Origin of the sequence: Effusibacillus pohliae DSM 22757 (assembly GCF_000376225.1) — a bacterium.
In the GTDB taxonomy this organism is placed as follows: Bacteria; Bacillota; Bacilli; order Tumebacillales; family Effusibacillaceae; genus Effusibacillus; species Effusibacillus pohliae.
This window is the reverse complement of the sequence record NZ_AQXL01000117.1, coordinates 30,637-48,829: the sequence shown is the minus strand read 5'-3', so window position 1 is coordinate 48,829 and position 18,193 is coordinate 30,637. Positions and strand designations below refer to the sequence as shown.

At 54.9% G+C, this 18,193-nt stretch carries 23 protein-coding genes and 2 pseudogenes; 18 read left to right on the top strand and 7 right to left on the bottom strand.

All coding sequences use genetic code 11. The features are described 5' to 3' along the window. Positions 1-18 precede the first annotated feature (18 nt). The 3 genes from C230_RS23880 to C230_RS0108500 all read left to right on the top strand — a co-directional run bounded on the left by C230_RS23880 (position 19) and on the right by C230_RS0108500 (position 1,116). Entirely contained in the window at positions 19-126 is a 108-nt protein-coding gene (locus C230_RS23880; RefSeq protein WP_407635575.1) for a YbbN family protein, read from the top strand. 111 nt (positions 127-237) lie between these two features. Then, on the top strand, positions 238-498 hold the full coding sequence (locus C230_RS0108505; RefSeq protein ID WP_018131609.1) for a metal-sensitive transcriptional regulator: 261 nt from the start codon (positions 238-240) through the stop codon (positions 496-498). 48 nt (positions 499-546) lie between these two features. Beyond that, positions 547-1,116: a class I SAM-dependent methyltransferase gene (locus tag C230_RS0108500; RefSeq protein WP_018131608.1), complete on the top strand. Its 570-nt coding sequence runs from the start codon at positions 547-549 to the stop codon at positions 1,114-1,116. 89 nt (positions 1,117-1,205) lie between these two features. Here the strand turns inward: C230_RS0108500 and C230_RS22965 are convergent, their stop codons facing one another. The 3 genes and pseudogenes from C230_RS22965 to C230_RS0108490 all read right to left on the bottom strand — a co-directional run bounded on the left by C230_RS22965 (position 1,206) and on the right by C230_RS0108490 (position 2,286). Continuing rightward, positions 1,206-1,634 carry a glycosyl hydrolase family 18 protein gene (locus tag C230_RS22965; RefSeq protein WP_026174225.1) on the bottom strand — a complete coding sequence of 143 codons (429 nt, stop codon included), beginning with the start codon at positions 1,632-1,634 and terminating at the stop codon, positions 1,206-1,208. A 59-nt stretch (positions 1,635-1,693) separates the two neighbouring features. Continuing rightward, positions 1,694-1,900: pseudogene (locus C230_RS23875) on the bottom strand (glycosyl hydrolase family 18 protein); the annotation flags it as partial. After that, on the bottom strand, positions 1,897-2,286 hold the full coding sequence (locus tag C230_RS0108490) for a LysM peptidoglycan-binding domain-containing protein (RefSeq protein WP_018131607.1): 390 nt from the start codon (positions 2,284-2,286) through the stop codon (positions 1,897-1,899). The pseudogene C230_RS23875 and the gene C230_RS0108490, both read right to left, overlap by 4 nt. A gap of 95 nt (positions 2,287-2,381) precedes the next feature. Here C230_RS0108490 and C230_RS0108485 point away from each other — a divergent pair, with 95 nt between their 5' ends. The 3 genes from C230_RS0108485 to C230_RS0108470 all read left to right on the top strand — a co-directional run bounded on the left by C230_RS0108485 (position 2,382) and on the right by C230_RS0108470 (position 4,566). Further along, a complete protein-coding gene (locus C230_RS0108485) occupies positions 2,382-2,756 on the top strand; it encodes a YidH family protein (protein ID WP_040393254.1) in 375 nt (124 codons plus the stop codon). A gap of 505 nt (positions 2,757-3,261) precedes the next feature. Next, positions 3,262-3,846 (top strand): TlpA family protein disulfide reductase, encoded by a 585-nt coding sequence (locus C230_RS19860; protein WP_018131604.1) that lies wholly within the window; start codon positions 3,262-3,264, stop codon positions 3,844-3,846. 144 nt (positions 3,847-3,990) lie between these two features. Then, positions 3,991-4,566, top strand: coding sequence for a prolipoprotein diacylglyceryl transferase (locus C230_RS0108470; protein WP_211208012.1), 576 nt, complete (start codon positions 3,991-3,993; stop codon positions 4,564-4,566). 351 nt (positions 4,567-4,917) lie between these two features. Here C230_RS0108470 and C230_RS21950 read toward each other — a convergent pair. Continuing rightward, positions 4,918-5,152, bottom strand: a pseudogene (locus C230_RS21950) (nitric-oxide reductase large subunit); the annotation flags it as partial. A 117-nt stretch (positions 5,153-5,269) separates the two neighbouring features. Next, complete coding sequence (locus tag C230_RS0108455; RefSeq protein ID WP_018131602.1) at positions 5,270-6,022, bottom strand: YwiC-like family protein; 753 nt, start codon at positions 6,020-6,022, stop codon at positions 5,270-5,272. Between the two features lie 160 nt (positions 6,023-6,182). Between C230_RS0108455 and C230_RS23355 the strand changes: the two genes are divergently transcribed. The 12 genes from C230_RS23355 (at position 6,183) to C230_RS0108395 (ending at position 16,384) form a co-directional block, all read left to right on the top strand. Beyond that, on the top strand, positions 6,183-7,112 hold the full coding sequence (locus C230_RS23355) for a hemerythrin domain-containing protein (RefSeq protein WP_018131601.1): 930 nt from the start codon (positions 6,183-6,185) through the stop codon (positions 7,110-7,112). A 338-nt stretch (positions 7,113-7,450) separates the two neighbouring features. Further along, positions 7,451-7,876, top strand: a complete 426-nt coding sequence (locus tag C230_RS21325; RefSeq protein ID WP_018131600.1) for a universal stress protein — start codon at positions 7,451-7,453, stop codon at positions 7,874-7,876. Between the two features lie 138 nt (positions 7,877-8,014). Then, positions 8,015-8,134: a respiratory nitrate reductase subunit gamma gene (locus tag C230_RS22475; protein ID WP_018131599.1), complete on the top strand. Its 120-nt coding sequence runs from the start codon at positions 8,015-8,017 to the stop codon at positions 8,132-8,134. Positions 8,135-8,344: 210 nt separating this feature from the next. Next, positions 8,345-8,806, top strand: a complete 462-nt coding sequence (locus tag C230_RS19850; RefSeq protein WP_018131598.1) for a GAF domain-containing protein — start codon at positions 8,345-8,347, stop codon at positions 8,804-8,806. Then, on the top strand, positions 8,790-9,914 hold the full coding sequence (locus tag C230_RS0108430) for a TIGR04053 family radical SAM/SPASM domain-containing protein (RefSeq protein ID WP_018131597.1): 1,125 nt from the start codon (positions 8,790-8,792) through the stop codon (positions 9,912-9,914). The genes C230_RS19850 and C230_RS0108430 overlap by 17 nt, the downstream gene beginning before the upstream one ends. A 30-nt stretch (positions 9,915-9,944) precedes the next feature. Next, positions 9,945-11,039: a PAS domain-containing sensor histidine kinase gene (locus C230_RS0108425; RefSeq protein WP_018131596.1), complete on the top strand. Its 1,095-nt coding sequence runs from the start codon at positions 9,945-9,947 to the stop codon at positions 11,037-11,039. Next, the gene (locus tag C230_RS0108420) at positions 11,011-11,667 is read left to right on the top strand and encodes a response regulator (RefSeq protein ID WP_018131595.1); all 657 of its coding nucleotides are present in this window, start codon (positions 11,011-11,013) and stop codon (positions 11,665-11,667) included. Before C230_RS0108425 ends, C230_RS0108420 begins: the two co-directional genes overlap by 29 nt. A gap of 128 nt (positions 11,668-11,795) precedes the next feature. Beyond that, complete coding sequence (locus tag C230_RS21320; protein WP_018131594.1) at positions 11,796-12,224, top strand: cupredoxin domain-containing protein; 429 nt, start codon at positions 11,796-11,798, stop codon at positions 12,222-12,224. 282 nt (positions 12,225-12,506) lie between these two features. Beyond that, entirely contained in the window at positions 12,507-13,799 is a 1,293-nt protein-coding gene (locus C230_RS0108410) for a methyl-accepting chemotaxis protein (RefSeq protein WP_018131593.1), read from the top strand. 248 nt (positions 13,800-14,047) lie between these two features. Continuing rightward, entirely contained in the window at positions 14,048-14,215 is a 168-nt protein-coding gene (locus C230_RS23715; RefSeq protein ID WP_018131592.1) for a cytochrome c oxidase subunit 2A, read from the top strand. 32 nt (positions 14,216-14,247) lie between these two features. Continuing rightward, complete coding sequence (locus tag C230_RS0108400) at positions 14,248-14,715, top strand: cytochrome c oxidase subunit II (RefSeq protein WP_018131591.1); 468 nt, start codon at positions 14,248-14,250, stop codon at positions 14,713-14,715. Between the two features lie 28 nt (positions 14,716-14,743). Further along, positions 14,744-16,384, top strand: coding sequence for a b(o/a)3-type cytochrome-c oxidase subunit 1 (locus C230_RS0108395; RefSeq protein WP_051074233.1), 1,641 nt, complete (start codon positions 14,744-14,746; stop codon positions 16,382-16,384). Between the two features lie 62 nt (positions 16,385-16,446). Here the strand turns inward: C230_RS0108395 and C230_RS0108390 are convergent, their stop codons facing one another. Together C230_RS0108390 and C230_RS0108385 are read right to left on the bottom strand one after the other, a co-directional pair. Then, positions 16,447-17,811, bottom strand: a complete 1,365-nt coding sequence (locus C230_RS0108390) for a PFL family protein (RefSeq protein ID WP_018131589.1) — start codon at positions 17,809-17,811, stop codon at positions 16,447-16,449. A 12-nt stretch (positions 17,812-17,823) separates the two neighbouring features. Then, positions 17,824-18,099, bottom strand: a complete 276-nt coding sequence (locus tag C230_RS0108385) for an ACT domain-containing protein (RefSeq protein ID WP_018131588.1) — start codon at positions 18,097-18,099, stop codon at positions 17,824-17,826. Between the last annotated feature and the right edge of the window lie 94 nt (positions 18,100-18,193).

Here is an 18,193-nt window from a genome sequence, read left to right as displayed (position 1 = left end):
GGTTTGCCGCAGCGGTATATGGTGATGGGGTTGCCCACCCTGATTCTTTTCAAGGAAGGTAAACCCGCAAGGCCGTTGGTCGGATTTCAACCTGAAGCGAGCATCCGGTCGTATCTCGAAGGTTGAGTTGACTGACGCCCGTATGATACGGGCGTCGTTTGCATGTCCTCAAGTATCGTTGCAATTTTTTACGCATGGGGGTATGGTTAGAAGTAAAAGAAAAAGGGGATGACTGCATTGGATTACAATGATTCGGTCAAAAACCGCCTGCGGCGGATCGAAGGGCAGATTCGAGGCGTTCACGCCATGATGGAACAAAACAAGGAATGCAAGGATGTCGTCACACAATTGCAAGCGATCCGTTCGGCCGTCGATCGCGTCATTGGACTGATTGTGGCAAGCAATTTGGAGCAATGCATTCGTGAAGAGCTAAAAAACGGACAAAATCCTGATGAAGTGATCAAAGAGGCTGTCGATCTGCTCGTCAAGAGCCGGTAGCGAATCATCGAGCCTGAAATGGGGCCTAGAATGGGAGGGGATCTCACCATGAGTGAGAGACGTTTTGATCCAGAAAAAATGGAAATGTTGGACAACCCTGAACGAAGAAAAGCTCTCCCGCCCGACCAGCTATTGCAATTGTCGGCGATTGGCAGAGACGATGTGGTTCTCGATTTGGGGGCGGGCACCGGATATTTCACATTGCCGGCAGCAAACATGACGGACAACAAAGTCTATGCGTTGGATATCGAACCCAAAATGCTTTCCGTTCTCAAGTCCAAACTGGAAGAACTGCATATTGAAAATGTCGAACCGGTCGAAGGGAAAATCGAAAATATTCCTTTGCCGGACTCCTCCGTCGATCGGGTGATCGCCTCGTTTGTTTTGCACGAGGTGGAACCTCTTTCAAAAGGTTTGGAGGAAATCCAACGCGTCTTGAAAAAAAACGGTACATGTTTTTGCCTGGAATGGGAAAAGAAACCGATGGAACAAGGTCCGCCTCTCCATCATCGAATCCACTCTACCGATATGAGAAAAGCGATGGAGACAGCGGGATTCGAAATTGTAAAGAGCCTGTTTCCAACCGATTTCCATTACATTCTGGTAGTACGGAAATAAAAGCGGAGACACAGACGTGCACAATGGCTGCCCATCAAAATGGTACCGGGGCCGTATCGAGCCCCGGTCATTACAAAGAATGTGTCTTGTCAAGGTTTCACGATTGAAAACATGCGGGGAAGCATTTCTTCCGCTTGCGGAAAGGAAAGTCCCAGTTTCCATCCGCCCATACCCCGGATGCCGTATTCATGAACAAGCCGGTATTTTTTGATAATGCTACGGGCATCTTCGAACCAAACCTCATGTTTATGACCGGAAGAATCGGTATAAACAAAATGGGGGGATGCCGACCGCCCATCATATTGAACAGGAGCCCAATGTTGTGTAGCGATCTGAATCGCCCTGTTCTGGGAGTAGGCGGTTCCTTTCGTTTTGCCGTCAGGAAAATAGGTCCAATCATAGGCGTACATGGCAATACCGAGAAACAGTTTTTGTTTTGGAACCGTTTTGACGGCATAATCCAGAGTAGCGCGTACCTGGTCGATCGGAGCGATCGGCCGGGCGGTCCGCCGGGCCAATGCCAGTCATATGTCATCAGAAATACATGATCGGCTGTCGCTCCCAATGTGGCATAATCGTAGGCGGCAAGATATTCCGGCGATCGATCCCCCTGTTTGGCGGGTACTGCAATGGAAATCGTGAATCCGGAAGGTTTTAGCCGACCGGACAGCTCTTTTATAAATTGGTTAAATGCATCGCGGTCAACCGGTTTTATTTGTTCAAAGTCAATATTTACACCTTTGAATGGTTGCGAGGTGACCAGACGTTCAATACTCCGGATCAAGTTGTTTCTGGCAGTTTTGTTTCAGACTGAAGACGGTTTGGATCGCCAATTCGGTTTGCTTTTATGAGTTCATCTACAGAGATTCCATGTCGGTCAGCGATTTTCCAAAGCGAATCGCCTTTCATCACCAAAAACGTGTGGCCTGGGATTAATAGGGATTGCCCTGGAACAATCCGATCCGTTGTGAGACCGTTTATCTGTCGGATGTTTTGAATCGATTGCCCGTAACGCCCCGAAATGGAATAGAGTGTTTCTCCACTATGCACTTCATGAATCACGAAAGATGCTTTGGAATTCGCGGTATTGGCCCGAACGGGAGCGAAATGGCCGAATAGAATCAAGTACAGGATAAAAGAAATGAATAAGGCGGTCCATTTGTTTTTCATCTTTTCACCTCGCATCAGCTGGGGATTCGTTATATAACGTATCCAAATCGTGTTGTTTAAAGCTGGAGAAATATGGAGAAAGGTTGAAAGACATGATGAATGAAGAACGGAAAAAAACAGTGGATTCCAAATATGTGCAGCAACATCTTGCGAATGAACGAACTTTTCTCGCCTGGATCCGAACCAGTATCACCATTGTGGGACTTGGATTTTTGGCGGCTGGAGTGGTTTTCCGTTCCACACCCTTCACTCATTTGGCGAATACGATTGCGGCATTTGTCGGCATAGGATCGGTGGTGCTCGGCGGACTTGTATTTGGATTTGCGACCCGAAATTTTTTTGTCAATCGTAAAAAGATAAATGAGGAAACGTTTCAATCGCCTCGCGCAATCATGTTTGTGATCTTTGCGTGTTTGGTGCTTCTTGATTCTTTTTTGTTGGTGATTATTGCAATCCTGCTGCTCTTTTGAGAACCAGGAAAAGCTTGACAAAGCAGATGTGAAACACTACCATAATACCTATAGGGGTATTTTGCCCAATCTCAGAAGAAGGGTAGAGAATATAATGCTGCAAGTCACTCCTGAAGCGGTTGCGAAATTGAAAGAAATACTCAATTTTCCCAAAGGACAGATGATCCGATTGTATATCGCGGGCGTTGGCTGAGGCGGACCGACTTACGGCATGGCTCTGGAGGAGTCAACAAACGAACACGATCAAAAAGTGGAAGTAGACGGAATTCAATTCGTTTATAATTCAGGATTAGCTTCCTATATGGAAGGGCTAAAAATTAATTATAAAGATTCTTGGTTCGGAAAAGGGTTCCAAATTTATAGAGATTCAATTTGTTGAAGTGCCATTGGTTAGGATTTATGCTAGTGGAGATGGGCTTTTTTCGCAGGTTGGATCCACTGCATCGGCCCGATCCTCGCTTCCGTGCCGGTATACGAGATACAAACCTGTTGCTGGGAGGCCACCATGAAAAATTGGCAAATAGGTGTTGGTGCATTGGTCATTGTGGGATTGGCCATATGCGCGATTTTCGGGAACGCGGGTTCAAATACGACAGCACCCAACAGTTCAGCGGGAACCGCCGCAACTGGTCAACCGAGTACGGAACAAAAGGCGGAACTTCCGCTTCCCGGCTACCAGGCCCCCGATTTTACATTGACTGATATGAACGGAAAGACTGTAAAATTGAGCGATTTTCGGGGAAAACCGATATTGGTCAACTTCTGGGCTTCCTGGTGTCCGCCATGTCGCGCCGAAATGCCGGACCTTGTAAAAAAATCGGAACAGTACGGAGACAAGGTGATTTTCCTTGGCGTGAACATGACCACGAGCGAACAGGATCCGGAAGGACCGAAAAAGTTTCTGAAGGAATTTCACGTCAAATATCAAAATTTGCTCGATGACAAAGCAAAGGTGGCAGAACTTTATCAAGCTGTCGGGATTCCGACAACGGTAACCATTGACCCGAAAGGAATCGTTGTGGATCGCTTTCAAGGCATGATGAATGAATCCACCATGGAGCGCGCGATTCAAAAATTATTAAAAAAATAGGTGTTGAACATGCTGGATACGGCACTCCAACTCGGAATCTTGACGATTCCAATCCATTTGCTTGCCCTTGTGGCAAGTTTTTTCTTAGCGACGCCAATCTTGCGTCGCGATGTGGACCGCGTTGGAAGTAACGGCAAGCTGGTTGTGGATTTAGTATGGACCGGTTTGTTGATCGGATGGTTCGTGCAGCGATTTGGCCAGATTTTGTTTGACCCGGTTCTGTTGTTTCAAGATTCGTTTCGGGCAATTATGGCTGTTCCTGCACCGTACATGGCGTTGGTGGGGTGGATTGCCGGGGGCCTGTTTGTGGGATGGAAGATGTGGCGGGCGAAGCTGGTTTCCGAAACAAATTTTCTGCAATTGCTAAACGCATTTGTACCAGGAATTTTGATCGGCCTTGGCGTGTCTCAACTCCTGATGGTGGATCTCGGAAAACCGACCTTGCTTCCTTGGGGGGTTATGGCCGGAAACCATGCGTATCATCCGTTGCATTTTTACCGGGGACTGGCGCTTGTCCTGCTGGGGATGGGGATTCGCAGGAGATCGGTTCCGACAGTACAGCGTTTGGGCTGGTCTCTTTTTGGTGTGGGTGTGATTGGGATATTGGTCTCGTTTCTTGACTTTCCCAACCGGCAGTGGATGGGGATGTCGACGGTGCAAGCGGGATCTCTTGTGCTGGCGGTTTTTGGGCTGCTGTTGCTGTGGAGAAAACGGTTATGACACAAATCTTTTTTTTTTGGATCGTGCAACAACAGACCCCGGACGCCTGCCAAGCATGTGGCTGATTGTCGCAGAACCATGCGTGGCATGCAGCAGCCGGGGCAGATTTTTACCATGATGTGAATGTCCGTTGGCTCACTATTCTTTGCTCACAGGGCGCAGGTCCGCATTCCTTTCAGGACCAGGAAGACCAGCGCAATAACGCTCAGCAGGAAGATCGAATCGGGGATCACTCGCTGCCAGAGGAGCAGGTGAACAATTTTGCTAGTAGAATGTAAACTGGCGCGCCGCCCAGAATCCATCTGTGTAGGCTTTTTGCAATTGCAGAAAACCTACCGGTTGCAAGGTGATCAGGATCATACCGGCGAGACCGATGTTGAGCGCCCAGGACAGGAGATCAACCAGTATTCCCTGGCCCTTCGGTTCACGGCCAGACAAGCGGCGCCACGTAAATCCCCATCGCCAGCCAGGAGGTTGCAATCCAAAAAATTGCCAGTTGCAGATGGTAGCCTTTCGCCACATGAAACGGAAGCAGCTTCGACACATCGAATCCGTAAAATCCGTTCCTTTCGACATAGTAGTGGGCGGGCCAGCTTGCGGATCTTCGTTCCGAGGAAACGAAGGAGCGTGACAATGGTCAACCGGTAATGTGATTTTTCTCACAAGGTGATGCAAGCGTGCGAGCTTCTGCCATCGCCCGATTTTACGGGATATGCGGGAGAAGCGACACAACCAGCACAAACCAGACGGTGTTGGCGATCTCGATGAGTCCCACCGCCAGAGGCCGCATGACCGAATCAAAGCGGGTGAGCCAGGCCCGTCCGGCGGCGAACGCATAAGCGGCCGCCCACATGCCGACCGGCAGCGCTGCCGGGTACAGCCCGTTAGCCAAAAGCGGCAGCAGCACAAGCATTGTGTGATAGAGGTTGCAGGCGATTTTGATTTTGCGGTTCCCCCGTTCGCGGATCAAGCTCTTAACGTACAGGGCACTGCCAAAGAACAGCAGCACACAGGAAAGCCAAAGCGCAAACGCGGTGAAATCGAACACCTGCCGCCCGACAAAGTAGGAAGCCATCGCTCCCAACGACAACCCGCAGATCGCCGCCAGATCATTCAGCAGTTGCCGTTCTCTTTTGCGTTTTGCAAAGCGGATGTTGACCGCCAGCAGCAGACAGGCAGGCGCGGCCAATGCCAGGAGGGCCGGAAATCGCCACAGCAACGGGAGGGAGAAGCATCCGGCAGCAACTACGTACCCCGCCGCCCAGCGCTTCATGTGCCCGTTACGCCGGGGATTTTTGATCCACATCAGCAGCGGGTAGGTCGCCAAATAGGCGGCCAACATGGCAAGCAGCAACCACACATGGGACGCCTGCCACCCTCCGTGGCTAGCACCCACCAGCCAGGGCGCGAGCAGCATTCCCCAAGCCCCATGTTCACGAGGCAGCACGATTTTCATCCGAATCACCTTTACTTTGGGGTATAATCAGCCGCTTTTATCATACAACGGATGTTGAGAGACAGGCATGACAACGATCACAAGCCCGGCGTGATTTTCGTCACTGCGTGTACAGCCGATTCATCGTATGGTGGAGACAACAAAGAGGAGGGGATTCGCCATGCTGGTCACAGAACCGTTGGTGATCGACATCAACCGGCACATCGAATGGGAGGAGCGCAAGCCTTCTTTCAAACAGTTGCTGGACACCCCGGACTTGAAACTGGTGATGATCCGCATGCGGCGGGAACATGCCGTCGCCTGGCACCGGTCGAGCGTGGCCATCACCGTTTTTGTCCACCAGGGGGAGATCGATTTTGGCGTTCGCGATTCCGGAGAAGAACAGGTGTATCGCCTGTCGCAAGGAATGAGCATCACGTTGCCGGCCGGTCTCGATCACCAGCTTGCGGCTTTGCAGGATTCGGTCGTTCTCGTATACAAGACGCCCAATCCGGAAAAGCCGTGCCAATTTACTAACAGGACACAGGAGGTATCGGCCATGATACAGCAAAACGGCGGCTGCATGGGACATGTCGGCGGTGCAAAAACACAGGCATCGTATTGCGCAGCCATTCAGCAACTGTTCAATGAGCACCCCCCGCTGCGGCAACAGATGGAACAACTGGTGCAGAAAGCCCAGCAACTTGCGGAAAGCGCGGATGAACAAGCGGCTGCCGCAATTCAGCAACTGGTTGGGTGGGAAGGTCATTTCAGGCGGGAACTGGAGATTCACTCGGAAAAGGAGGAACAGGGGTTGTTTCCGCTCCTCGGCCGCCATATCGGAACGGAAACGGGGCCGATTGCGGTGATGGAATATGAACACAGCGAGGCGAAGCGGATGTTGGCCGAATTTGAACGCCAGGCGGGACAACCGGAAGGGCCATGGACGCCTGAGCGGTTGCAAGCGGTTACGGCTCCGCTGGTTCGGGGATGCCAAATTTTGTTTGAGCACTTCCTGAAGGAGGAAAACGTTCTGTTCCCGATGGCGGAAACAATTCTCAGCCAGCAGGAGAAGGAAGAGCTGCTGCGAATTGTCGAAGCGAAGCGTTGAGGAGAAACTCAAGAGGAACCAATTCCGGTTTGCCAACTGGAGAGGCTGAGGGGCGCGCCTCAGCCTTTTTCACGCCCGATTGCGAAACGCTGTATCTTGCCGCAACAGTCGATTGCGGCAGTAGCATCAATAACCGGTTAACTGATCAAATTTCCGAATTGAAGCGAAAATTGAGATTGTTTGCGTCTGATATTACCCCTTTGTGCCCGACGATCCAGCAGTTTAGACAGATGGGGATTTTTTCCCGGCAAAATCAGGGAGTTCCCCGACAGACGGTCAACGTATGAACCGGTACACTGGAAGCGAAGGGAACAGAAGACGGAAGGGGAGTGAGGCGTATGTTTCAACGCGTGCTGCTGGCGGTCGACGGTTCCGATGATTCGCAAAAAGCGGTGGATTGGGCGATTGGCGCTTACCGGCAGATGCCGGATACCCGGTTTACCGTGTTGCACGTATGTCTGCCGTATGTCATCCCGGCTGGCGAAGGCGGCGTATTTTACACCTACGAACAAGCGGAAACCAACGACCCCAAGGAAACGGTCGCATACCAGACATGGAGCCGGTTCCCTGACCGCGAGCGGGTCAACTATCTGACGGTGACCGGGAATCCGGCGAACGAAATTTGCGAAGTGGCGAAAGACGGAGCTTTTGACCTGATTGTGCTGGGAAGCAGCGGGCATGGCGCGGTTGCCTCGGTGCTGCTGGGCAGTGTGAGCGCCAAAGTGCTGCATCGTGCACCTTGTTCTGTGCTGGTTGTACGCTAAAGCTACGACCGCATTTTTCCGGAAAAAACCCTCACGCGGGCGGTGTGAGGGTTTTCTGATCATTCTACAACATGCTTCCTTTTTGCTGAAACCGGATGTGTGGCGTGATCATAGTCTCGCAGCGAGGTGAAAGAACCGGTGCTGCGGTTTCTTGCCTACCTGGAAAGCAAAAGCGTGGTGCATGTCTGGAGCGTTCCGCTTGCTTATTTTCGTCGAAGTTACATCGTCTATCGAAGCCGGGATATGAAAATTCGGTAGGCGGGACCACCTGCAGGAGTCCCACCGGGAAAAACGGTTCAGGGGAGGGGCCGCGATTGGCCGACTGGGATTTTGAAAGCGGGTTCTTTCCCAGATCGGGGGAGTTGTGGCTGAAACTCAGGGAATTCCCCGATAACAGGTCGGATGGGATTTCGTTATACTGGGGGGGTACAGACCAGGCAATTTTGATGGATTTGGGGGCATGCGGCCATGGAAAGCCTACAGGGGGGCCTTCAGGCGAGCCTCGACGAGCTTCGGCGCTTGACAAATACCGAGTTTGCTGCGCTTGCGTGGATGGATCCGAAAGAACCATTGATACGTTGGAAACATGCTTCCGGAAGCCGGAATGGACGATACAAGCGGATTGCGTTGCCGCCCGGAAAAGGGGAGGCCGGGCAAGTGATGAGGTCAGGCCGCCCCCTGGTCATCACCTCTTTTTCTCCGCGAAGCGTCGACGATCCGTGGCAGTATCCGATTTTGCTGGCGGAAAATCTGAAAGCGATCGTCTGCGTTCCGGTCATCGCCAAGGAGCACATCCGGGGCGTGTTGCTCGTCGGCTGCAGGCATCCCCGCGACTTTCCGCCGGAGGTGGTCGAATTGGTCGGCCATATGGCGGAACAACTCGGCACCTTGCTGCGATGGAGGGGGGACGGAGATGCGGCCATTCGATGAATCGCCGTTTCTTGTGATTTGGGAAGTTACACGGGCATGTGAACTGGCCTGTATACACTGCCGGGCGGAAGCGCAACCGAAGCCGGATCCCCGGCAGTTGAGCACCGAGGAGGGATTCCGGCTGCTCGACCATATCCGGGAGTTCGGCCATCCCACTGTGGTTTTCACTGGCGGGGATCCGCTGTTGCGGCCGGATGTATTTGACCTGATCGCGTACGGCGTCAAACAGGGCCTGAAGATCTCGATGACACCTAGTGCCACCCGAAACGTGACGCGGGAAGCGATTCGAAAAGCGAAGGAAGCGGGCCTGTCCCGCTGGGCGTTTTCCCTCGACGGGTCGAACGCTGCGATTCACGACGCTTTCCGCGGTGTGGAGGGATCGTTTGACTCGACCCTTGCGGCGATCAACTGGTTGCATGAACTGGGACTGCCTCTACAAATCAACACCACCGTCAGCCGCTACAACCTGCATGATTTGGGGCGCCTGGCGCTGCTTGTCACTCGTTTGAACGCCGTGTTGTGGAGCGTTTTTTTCCTCGTTCCGACCGGCCGGGGGAAACCGGAGGACATGATTACGCCCGAACAGCATGAAAAGGTGTTTGATTGGCTGTATGACCTGTCAAAAACCGCTCCGTATGACATCAAGACAACGGCCGCCCCGCATTACCGCCGCGTCGTCTTGCAGCGGCGAACGGCGGAAGGGGAACCGGTGCCCGATCAAAAATGGCTCGGGATTTCACACGGGAAAGAAGGGGCTGACGGAATCGGGCGTCCGCGATACGGAGTGAACGACGGCAACGGACTGGTCTTCATCTCCCATCTGGGCGACGTGTATCCGAGCGGCTTCCTGCCCGTGAAGGCCGGTAATGTACGTTCGCAGTCACTACCGAAGATCTATCGGGAGTCGCCCATTTTTCAACAGTTGCGGAATCCCGACCTCTACCGGGGGAAATGCGGTGTGTGTCCGTTCCGATATGTGTGCGGCGGATCCAGGGCGCGCGCTTTTGCGGTGACGGGGGACTATCTCGCCAGCGAACCTTGCTGCACATATCGTCCGCCAAATTTTTACAAAAAGTTCAATCATTTGGTGAGGCAACCTCCGGTATAATGAAGAAAACGAGCAGAGGGGAAGTTGCCGATGGCTTGGGGTACCGAGGGGAAAACAGCCGATGCCACAACTTCATTCTTGCAGTCGATTTTTGAAAACGTGACGGACGCGATTTTCATCATCGACCACAAGGGCTATGTGAGTGGGGCGAATCCGGCCGCGTCCAAAATGACCGGCTGGAGTCTGGAGGAACTCACGGGCAAGGTTCATTTTTGCGAGATTTGCAGGGGTATGGCGACTTGCACGGCAGAGGCTACCTGCGTCGATTGTTTCGGGAAGCAATTGAACTTGCCGGCGTTCGAGATGAAAATCCGCACGAAAGACGGTCGGGAGTATCCGGTCGTCGCCAGTTCGACCCGGCTGGGCGACCGGGAGGGGAATGCGCTGATCGTGATTTTGCGTGACATGTCGGAACAGCAACGGATGGAACGGGAACGGTTTCAGCGAATGATGACCAATTATGTGATTCAGGCGCAGGAGGAGGAGCGCAAACGGGTGTCGCGCGATCTGCATGACGGAGTAGGGCAGGCGCTGTACAGCATTCTGGTGGGGCTGAAAGTGGTCAACCAGTTGGATCTGGCGGAACCGGTGAAAGAGCATCTGCTGGAAGTGCAGCTAGCCACCGCACGGGCGTTGGAAGAAGTCAGGAATATGGCGGTGGAGTTGCGGCCGGCGGCGTTGGACGACCTTGGGCTGGTGCCCGCCATCCGATCGTACGTGAAGCGGTATGAACAGACGTTTGGGATCAACACCCGCCTGTCGGTAGTTGGCCCCAGACGGCGCTACGCTTCTTCCGTGGAGACAGCGCTGTACCGAATCTGCCAGGAGGCAATGACCAATGCGGCCAAATACGCCGACGCCGACCGGATCGACATTCGGCTCGAGGACACCGGCGACCGGATTGAACTGGAGGTGGCGGATGACGGGTGCGGATTTGATCCAAATGAAATCCGCGTGCAGGGAACCGGTCTCGGTCTGTACGGAATGCGCGAACGGGCCCATCTGCTTGGCGGCTCGTTGCAGATCCGATCCGCCCCCGGTGAGGGAACCGCGATCCATGTGGTTATACCATTGACGGAAGAGGGGGAACCGTTGCATGTCGATCCAGGTTCTTATCGCGGATGATCACGCGATTGTGAGATCCGGCCTGTCGATGCTGATCAATGCCCAGAGTGACATGGAAGTTGTCGGTACGGCGGCGGACGGCAAAGAAGCGGTGGACAAGGCGTTGCAGTTGCAACCGCACGTGGTATTGATGGATTTGAGCATGCCACCGGGAGAGAACGGGCTGATCGCCACGGAGCGGCTGAAACAGGCGGCGCCGGGGATCGAGATCCTCGTCCTGACCATGCATGATGATGAGGAATATCTGTTCCGCGTGCTGCAGGCCGGCGCCTCCGGGTACATTTTAAAAAGTGCTCCTGATGTCGATCTGATCAACGCGATCCGGACCGTCCACCGGGGAGAGGCCTATCTGTACCCGTCGGCCGCCAAGGCGCTGATCCAGGAATTTTTGCAGCGGGTGCAAAAAGGGGACGATGTGGACGGCTTTCACGTGCTGACCGACCGGGAGCGGGAGATTCTGGCGCTGATCGCCAAGGGATACTCGAACAAGGAGATTGCGGAACAGTTGGTGGTGTCCGTCAAGACGGTGGAAACCCACAAAATGAAGATCATGGAAAAGCTGCATCTGAAAACCCGCCCGGAACTGGTGCGGTATGCGGTGAAAAAAGGTCTGCTGGATTTTGAATAGTCTCTTGGGTGACGCTGTCACACAACGTTTGCAAATTGTGTGAGATTTGTCACGGTTCAACCGTTGAAAAGGGTCTACCATGATTCCTGTAGGGATCAGTGTGAAGAACAGAGCAAGGAGGAAGCATCATGAAAAAAATGGTAAAGATCATAGGCATAGCAGCTGTCTCGTTTGGGTTGGTGGCCGGTTGCGGGAGCGGCAACACTTCCGGTCCGTCGTCCGATTCGTCAGTTCCCAAGAATTCCCAACCCTCATCCAACAGTTCGACTGCCGGTAACGCGAAAGAGGTCAAACTGCAGGCTTCCAATTGGAAGATCGACGTCAGCCAGCCGGAGATCAAAGCGGGGGACAAGGTAAAACTCAGCTTCTCAGTGAAAGAGGGAGCCCACGCATTCGCGATTCAGAATACCAACGTAAAGGTCGACACGATGACGGCCGGAGAAAAAGTGGTGGAATGGACGCCCGACAAGCCGGGTGAATATCAAGTCTATTGCACCCAGATTTGCGGGCCGACCGATAAGCACGAATCGATGAAAGCCACAATCGTGGTGAAATAGCAGGAGGAGGGGTGAGCACCGGAATCGTGCACACCCTTTCGATTTTTGATCAGGACGACGCAGGCTTGGGCCCCAGCAAATTACTCGGAGTAAGCTGTGAAGTGCAGCGTTACTTTGCACCCAGGGGGCACAAGTCTCGCCGAGGCGATAAAGCGCCGGGTCTCGCTTTGCTGGGTGAAGTCCGGGATTGCACACGGAGCAATCAGGGAATTCCCTGATCCCATTTTTGCATCCCGCACGATATACTGACGGCGTATACGAACGACCGGGAGGAGGAGCGTGTTGGAGAAACAGCAATCCGTCTACAGATTCAGCCTCACCAAAAAAATCGTCTTCGGCATTGTCGTGCTGGCGCTGGTGACCTATCTGACATCCGGATTTTTTATCTTTGTGCTGAAGGATTGGATCGCTCCCGATATGCCCGAGGAACTGTTCGTTGCAGGCACCCTGCTGTTGGGGATTGTCTGGTCGGGCATCCTGGGGTATTGGGCCGCCAAGGTGATCACCAAGCCGCTGGTTTCATTGGAAACGGTGGCCCGACAGGCAGCGACGGGCGATTTGCGATGGCAGGTCGAGGTGTCCAGATCGGATGACGAACTGCGGGCGTTGGGCGTCGCTTTTAACCAGATGCTGCAAAACCTGCGGGCGATGGTTCACAACATCGACGGCAATTTCCAAAAAACGCAGGAAAGCGTAAAAGAAATAACCGCCGCATCGGAAACGGCCGCCCACAATGTCGAGAGGATCGCCATCACCATGCAGAAAATCGCCAGCGGCGCCGAGCGACAATCGGAACTGGCGGTGGAAACCACCGCTGCCATTTCGCAGGCACGGGAGGTGACGGAACAGGTTGACGAACATGTGGTGCAATCCAACCGATTATGCGGCCAACTGGTAGAAACATTGCAGTCCGGATCCGCCGTGGTTCGCGCACAGGTGGAAGGGCTGCGCAACATCGCCCAGACAAACCGGGAGACGATGGAGGTGGCGGACAGTCTCGCCCAAAACGCGGGCGAAATCGGGAATATTATCGAAGTGGTTGGCAAAATTGCCGAACAGACCAATCTGCTGGCTCTCAACGCTTCGATTGAGGCGGCAAGGGCCGGCGAGCATGGCCGAGGATTCGCCGTGGTGGCCGACGAAGTGCGCAAGCTGGCGGAACAAAGCCGGGCCTCCGTAGAGGAGATCTCCCGGTTGATTCAGAGCATGCAAGCCCAGGTGGGGCACGTCGTCGAACGAATGTCTCGACAGACTCGGATGGTGGTGGAAGAATCGGAGAAAAGCGAGGAGACGCTGCAGGCGATTGAACAAATGCGGCTGTCGGTGCAACGGGTGGTGGATTCGGTTGCGTCGATTGGCGAATTGACGAAAGTTCAGATGGACGCGGTCGAAAAGACACTTGCCATCGCCGAGCATGTTGCGGACATTTCCGGAGACACCTGCAGCGGCGCACAGGATGTGTTTGCATCCGTACAGGAACAGACCGCGTTCCTGCAGCAAACGGCGGCCACGGCGAATATGCTGCGGGAATCAGCCGGGCAGTTGGAGAGATTGATCGCGTCGTTTCGCATCTGATCGAGGGCCGCTGTGACACCGGGTTGGCGAAGATCAGGGAGTTTGCCAATTCGGATCAGGGAACTCCCCGATGGTTCGCAGCCGCTTGTGAAACTATACTCAAACCTAGAAGAGGCAGCCCTTGCACCCAAAGGGCACAAGTCGCGTCACGGCAGTCAAGCTGCCGGATCGCGCTATGCACCCAAAGGGCACAAGTCGCGTCACGGCAGTCAAGCTGCCGGATCGCGCTATGGAAAGGAGGAGCCTGTATGTCGTATCCATCGCCAGAATTCAATGAGCAGTCTGTCCACGCGACAAGCCGGAAGCAACCGGAGGAAACCGCCTTGAACGGCACGTTGGTAGCGGTGCTGGTGCTGGGTGGGCTGATTGTGCTCAGCTGGCTGGGGGTATTTTCCCTGTATCTCAGCCGCAACTGACCGATCTGGAGAGGCAGAAAGGGTGAAAACCGATGCACATCCATCGTTATGAAAAAATTTGGCTGCTGGTCGGCGGCGTAATTGTGGTTTCGTTTATTGTGGCCCTGTTTGTCAATGCGTTTGCGATGGGCATGCACCCGCCCAGCCACATGCAAACCATCGATCCAAAACAGGTGGACGCGACACCGCCGTTTGACAAACCGGGGGTGCACAAGGTGGGGGACAACGAGTATGAGGCTGTGATGACCGCTTTCGTGTTCGGATTTAACCCGCCGCAAATCGAAGTGCCTGCCGGTTCCAAGGTAACTTTTATCAGCACGAGCAAGGATGTGGTGCACGGTTTTGAAATTCCGGGCACCAACGTGAACATGATGGTGGAACCGGGCCATGTGAATAAAGTGACGCAGACGTTCAACAAGCCGGGCGAGTATCTGATTTTGTGCAACGAGTATTGCGGAGCCGGCCACCATATGATGATGGGCAAAGTGATTGTCAAATAGAGGAAAGGAGTGTGCAGCCGTGACACCGATGACTAGAGTGGACGAGCGATCGTCGAGACTGAGCCTCGCCTACGTTTTGGTCGCCTTTGCCGCGTTTGGGCTGGCTGCCATTTTTGGAGCGCTGCAGGGAATGGACCGCGGCGGTGTGATCACGATGCCTTCGTGGCTCACCTATTACCAGATTTTGACCGCCCACGGCGTGCTGATGGCACTTGTCTTTACCACATTTTTCATTGTCGGTTTTCTGTTTTCGGGGATTGCCAGGACGAATGGCGGATCGCTGACCCCCGCCGCCCGCCGGCTGGGATGGACCGGGTTTTGGATGATGCTGGCCGGGACGTTGATGGGGGTTGTCACCATCCTGACCAACCAGGCCAGCGTGCTGTACACGTTTTATGCGCCGATGAAAGCCTCTCCCTGGTTCTATGTAGGCGCCGCTCTGCTGGTGGTTGGCAGTTGGGTGGCAGGTTGGGGGATGTTCGCTTGCTACCGGGCTTGGCGCCGGGCTCATCCGGGCCAACATTCTCCGCTGTTTATGTTCGCGGCAGTGGCGACGATGATCCTCTGGCAGATCTGTTCGGTCGGCGTTGCGGCCGAGGTCGTGCTGCAACTGATCCCTTGGGCGTTCGGATGGGTCGATACGGTGAATGTGGTGCTCAGCCGCACGCTGTTCTGGCTGTTTGGGCATCCACTGGTCTATTTTTGGCTGCTGCCCGCCTACATCACCTGGTATGTGGTGATGCCGAAGATCATCGGCGGCAAGGTGTTCAGTGACGCGATCACGCGCATGGTGTTTGTGATTTTTGTGGTGCTGTCGTCGCCGATCGGGTTTCACCATCAGCTGATGGAACCGGGAATCGATGAAAAATGGAAATTTCTGCATGTGGCGTTGACCCTGTCGATCGCGATTCCTTCCATGATCACGGCGTTCACGATGTTTGCCACATTTGAGACGGCCGGACGGGCCAAAGGGGCGAAGGGGCTGTTCGGCTGGTTCCGCCATCTGCCGTTTCGCGACGCCCGCTTCTTTTCGATGTTTCTGGCGATGGTCTGGTTCGTTCCAGCGGGGATCGGAGGCATCATCAACGCCAGCAACCAGCTGAATGCGGTGGTGCATAACACCATTTGGGTGACCGGCCATTTTCATTTGACGGTCGGCACGACGGTGGCGCTCACGTTTTTTTCCGTCAGTTACTGGCTGATTCCGCATCTGACCGGCCGCAAATTGACGCCGGTGCTGAACGATCTGGGGAAATTGCAGGGCTTTTTGTGGTCGATCGGCATGCTGTTTATGTCGGGCTCGATGCACACGCTCGGGTTGTTGGGAGGACCGCGGCGGACGGCGGGAACGACCTACATGAACGATCCGACCGCTCTCAGTTGGCTGCCGTGGCACAAATTGACCGCGATCGGGGGCGGTATCCTGCTGGTGGCCGCCATGCTGCAAATTGCCATCGTCTTCTATCTGACCTTCAAGGCGCCGAAGGGGGAGGAGGAATACCCGATCGGCGAAGTGGCGGAGGAAGCGGAGGCGACGCCGGCGATTCTCGAACGCTGGCGGGTTTGGGTGCCGGTGGCGGTGGTCCTGATTCTCGTCGCCTATGGTTACCCGATTTTCGAGATGATCCAAAATCCGCCGCCGGGAGCACCCGGTATCAAAACCTGGTAAACGGCCGAAATGTGAGCGGCATGCTTCTTCGCATGCCGCTTTTGTGACATTGGTCCGCCCCGCTAGTTCATCAGCGATTGGATGGGGGCCGGAATGCGGCCGCCGCGCCGGGCAAATTCCGCCGATGAGAACCGATTGATCTCCATTACCGGCGCGCGGCCCAGCAATCCGCCGAATTCCGCCATTTGCCCTGCCACGGCCCCCGGAACGGGGATGACACGGACGGCCGTCGTTTTTTTGTTCATCATGCCAATCGCCATCTCATCGGCGATCAGCCCGGCCAGCGTTTCGGCGGTTGTCTCGCCGGGCACCGCGATCATATCGAGCCCGACCGAGCAGACGCAGGTCATCGCTTCCAATTTGGCCAGGCTGAGTGCGCCCGCTTCGACGGCAGCGATCATCCCGTTGTCCTCCGAGACCGGGATAAAAGCGCCCGACAGCCCGCCGGGATACGAAGTGGCCATCGCGCCGCCTTTTTTTACCGCATCGTTGAGCAGAGCCAAGGCGGCGGTGGTGCCGTGCGCACCGCACCGTTCCAGGCCCATCGCCTCCAGAATCTGCGCTACGCTGTCCCCCATCGCGTTGGTCGGCGCGAGCGACAGATCGACGATGCCAAACGGCACGCCAAGCGCCGCGGCCGTTTTGCGCCCCACCAGTTCGCCGACCCGCGTGATCTTGAATGCCGTCCGTTTGATCGTCTCTGCGATCATACCAAAATCGGCTCTTTTTTCCAGCCGCTCTAACGCCGACAGCACGACCCCCGGCCCGCTCACGCCGACGTTGATCACCGCATCCGGTTCGCCAAAGCCGTGGAAGGCCCCGGCCATGAACGGATTGTCGTCCACCGGGTTGCAGAACACGACCAGTTTGGCCGCTCCGATCCCGCTCCGGTCTGCCGTCCGTTCGGCGACATGCTTGATCGTGCACCCCATCCGGTACACTGCGTCCATGTTAATGCCGGCTTTGGTCGATGCCACCGCCACCGAGGCGCACACCCGGTTTGTCTGCGATAAAGCATCCGGCAGGGAATCGATCAACGCCTGCGCCGAGGGTGTCATGCCCTTGTGGACCAGAGCCGAATAGCCCCCGAGAAAATCGATTCCCAGTTCTTCCGCCACCTCGTCCAACTCGACGGCAATTTCCACATACCCGTCCTTGTCAAAACCGGGCAGCGCATGAGCAATCGGTGTGACCGCAATCCGTTTGTTGACGATCGGGATGCCGATCTCCCGTTCAATCCCGTGTACCACCGGGACAAGCCGCGATGCGTGGCGCAGCAGTTTGTCCCGCACACGGGTTTTGGTGGCGGACAGGGTGTCCGCCCGGCAGTCGTCGAGATGGACTCCCAGAGTCACGGTCCGGATGTCGAGGTGTTCCGTTTCCACCATGCGGATCGTTTCCAACACTTCGCTTTCCGTATAGCTCATGCCGCCACCTCCTCAGATCCGGTGCATCGAGCGAAAGAGTTCTTCGCTCTGCACCGTGATTTTCACGCCAAGCCGCAGCCCCACCTCATCGAGGCAGCTTTGCAATTCCTGCAGCGAGCGGACGGCTTGCTGCAAATCGACCACCATGATCATCGTAAAAAATTCACCGACGATCGTCTGCCTGATATCCACAATGTTCACCCGGTTGTCCGCCAAGGCGGTGGTGACGGCCGCAATGATGCCGATCCGGTCGATCCCCACCACCGTGATCAATGCCCGTTGTTCCATCGGTTTCTCTCCTTTTTTCTCGATCAAAAAAAAGACCATTCGGGAGAATGGTCAGGGAAGCCGCACTGCAATCACAACCGCCCAAAAGCGGTTG

Coding starts and splice junctions, on each gene's coding strand:
- C230_RS23880 (WP_407635575.1), top strand. CDS start 19: ATGGTGATGGGGTTGCCCACCCTGATTCTTTTCAAGGAAGGTAAACCC.
- C230_RS0108500 (WP_018131608.1), top strand. CDS start 547: ATGAGTGAGAGACGTTTTGATCCAGAAAAAATGGAAATGTTGGACAAC.
- C230_RS0108490 (WP_018131607.1), bottom strand. CDS start 2,286: ATGAAAAACAAATGGACCGCCTTATTCATTTCTTTTATCCTGTACTTG.
- C230_RS0108485 (WP_040393254.1), top strand. CDS start 2,382: ATGAATGAAGAACGGAAAAAAACAGTGGATTCCAAATATGTGCAGCAA.
- C230_RS19860 (WP_018131604.1), top strand. CDS start 3,262: ATGAAAAATTGGCAAATAGGTGTTGGTGCATTGGTCATTGTGGGATTG.
- C230_RS0108455 (WP_018131602.1), bottom strand. CDS start 6,022: ATGAAAATCGTGCTGCCTCGTGAACATGGGGCTTGGGGAATGCTGCTC.
- C230_RS23355 (WP_018131601.1), top strand. CDS start 6,183: ATGCTGGTCACAGAACCGTTGGTGATCGACATCAACCGGCACATCGAA.
- C230_RS21325 (WP_018131600.1), top strand. CDS start 7,451: ATGTTTCAACGCGTGCTGCTGGCGGTCGACGGTTCCGATGATTCGCAA.
- C230_RS19850 (WP_018131598.1), top strand. CDS start 8,345: ATGGAAAGCCTACAGGGGGGCCTTCAGGCGAGCCTCGACGAGCTTCGG.
- C230_RS0108430 (WP_018131597.1), top strand. CDS start 8,790: ATGCGGCCATTCGATGAATCGCCGTTTCTTGTGATTTGGGAAGTTACA.
- C230_RS0108425 (WP_018131596.1), top strand. CDS start 9,945: ATGGCTTGGGGTACCGAGGGGAAAACAGCCGATGCCACAACTTCATTC.
- C230_RS0108420 (WP_018131595.1), top strand. CDS start 11,011: ATGTCGATCCAGGTTCTTATCGCGGATGATCACGCGATTGTGAGATCC.
- C230_RS21320 (WP_018131594.1), top strand. CDS start 11,796: ATGAAAAAAATGGTAAAGATCATAGGCATAGCAGCTGTCTCGTTTGGG.
- C230_RS23715 (WP_018131592.1), top strand. CDS start 14,048: ATGTCGTATCCATCGCCAGAATTCAATGAGCAGTCTGTCCACGCGACA.
- C230_RS0108400 (WP_018131591.1), top strand. CDS start 14,248: ATGCACATCCATCGTTATGAAAAAATTTGGCTGCTGGTCGGCGGCGTA.
- C230_RS0108395 (WP_051074233.1), top strand. CDS start 14,744: ATGACTAGAGTGGACGAGCGATCGTCGAGACTGAGCCTCGCCTACGTT.
- C230_RS0108390 (WP_018131589.1), bottom strand. CDS start 17,811: ATGAGCTATACGGAAAGCGAAGTGTTGGAAACGATCCGCATGGTGGAA.
- C230_RS0108385 (WP_018131588.1), bottom strand. CDS start 18,099: ATGGAACAACGGGCATTGATCACGGTGGTGGGGATCGACCGGATCGGC.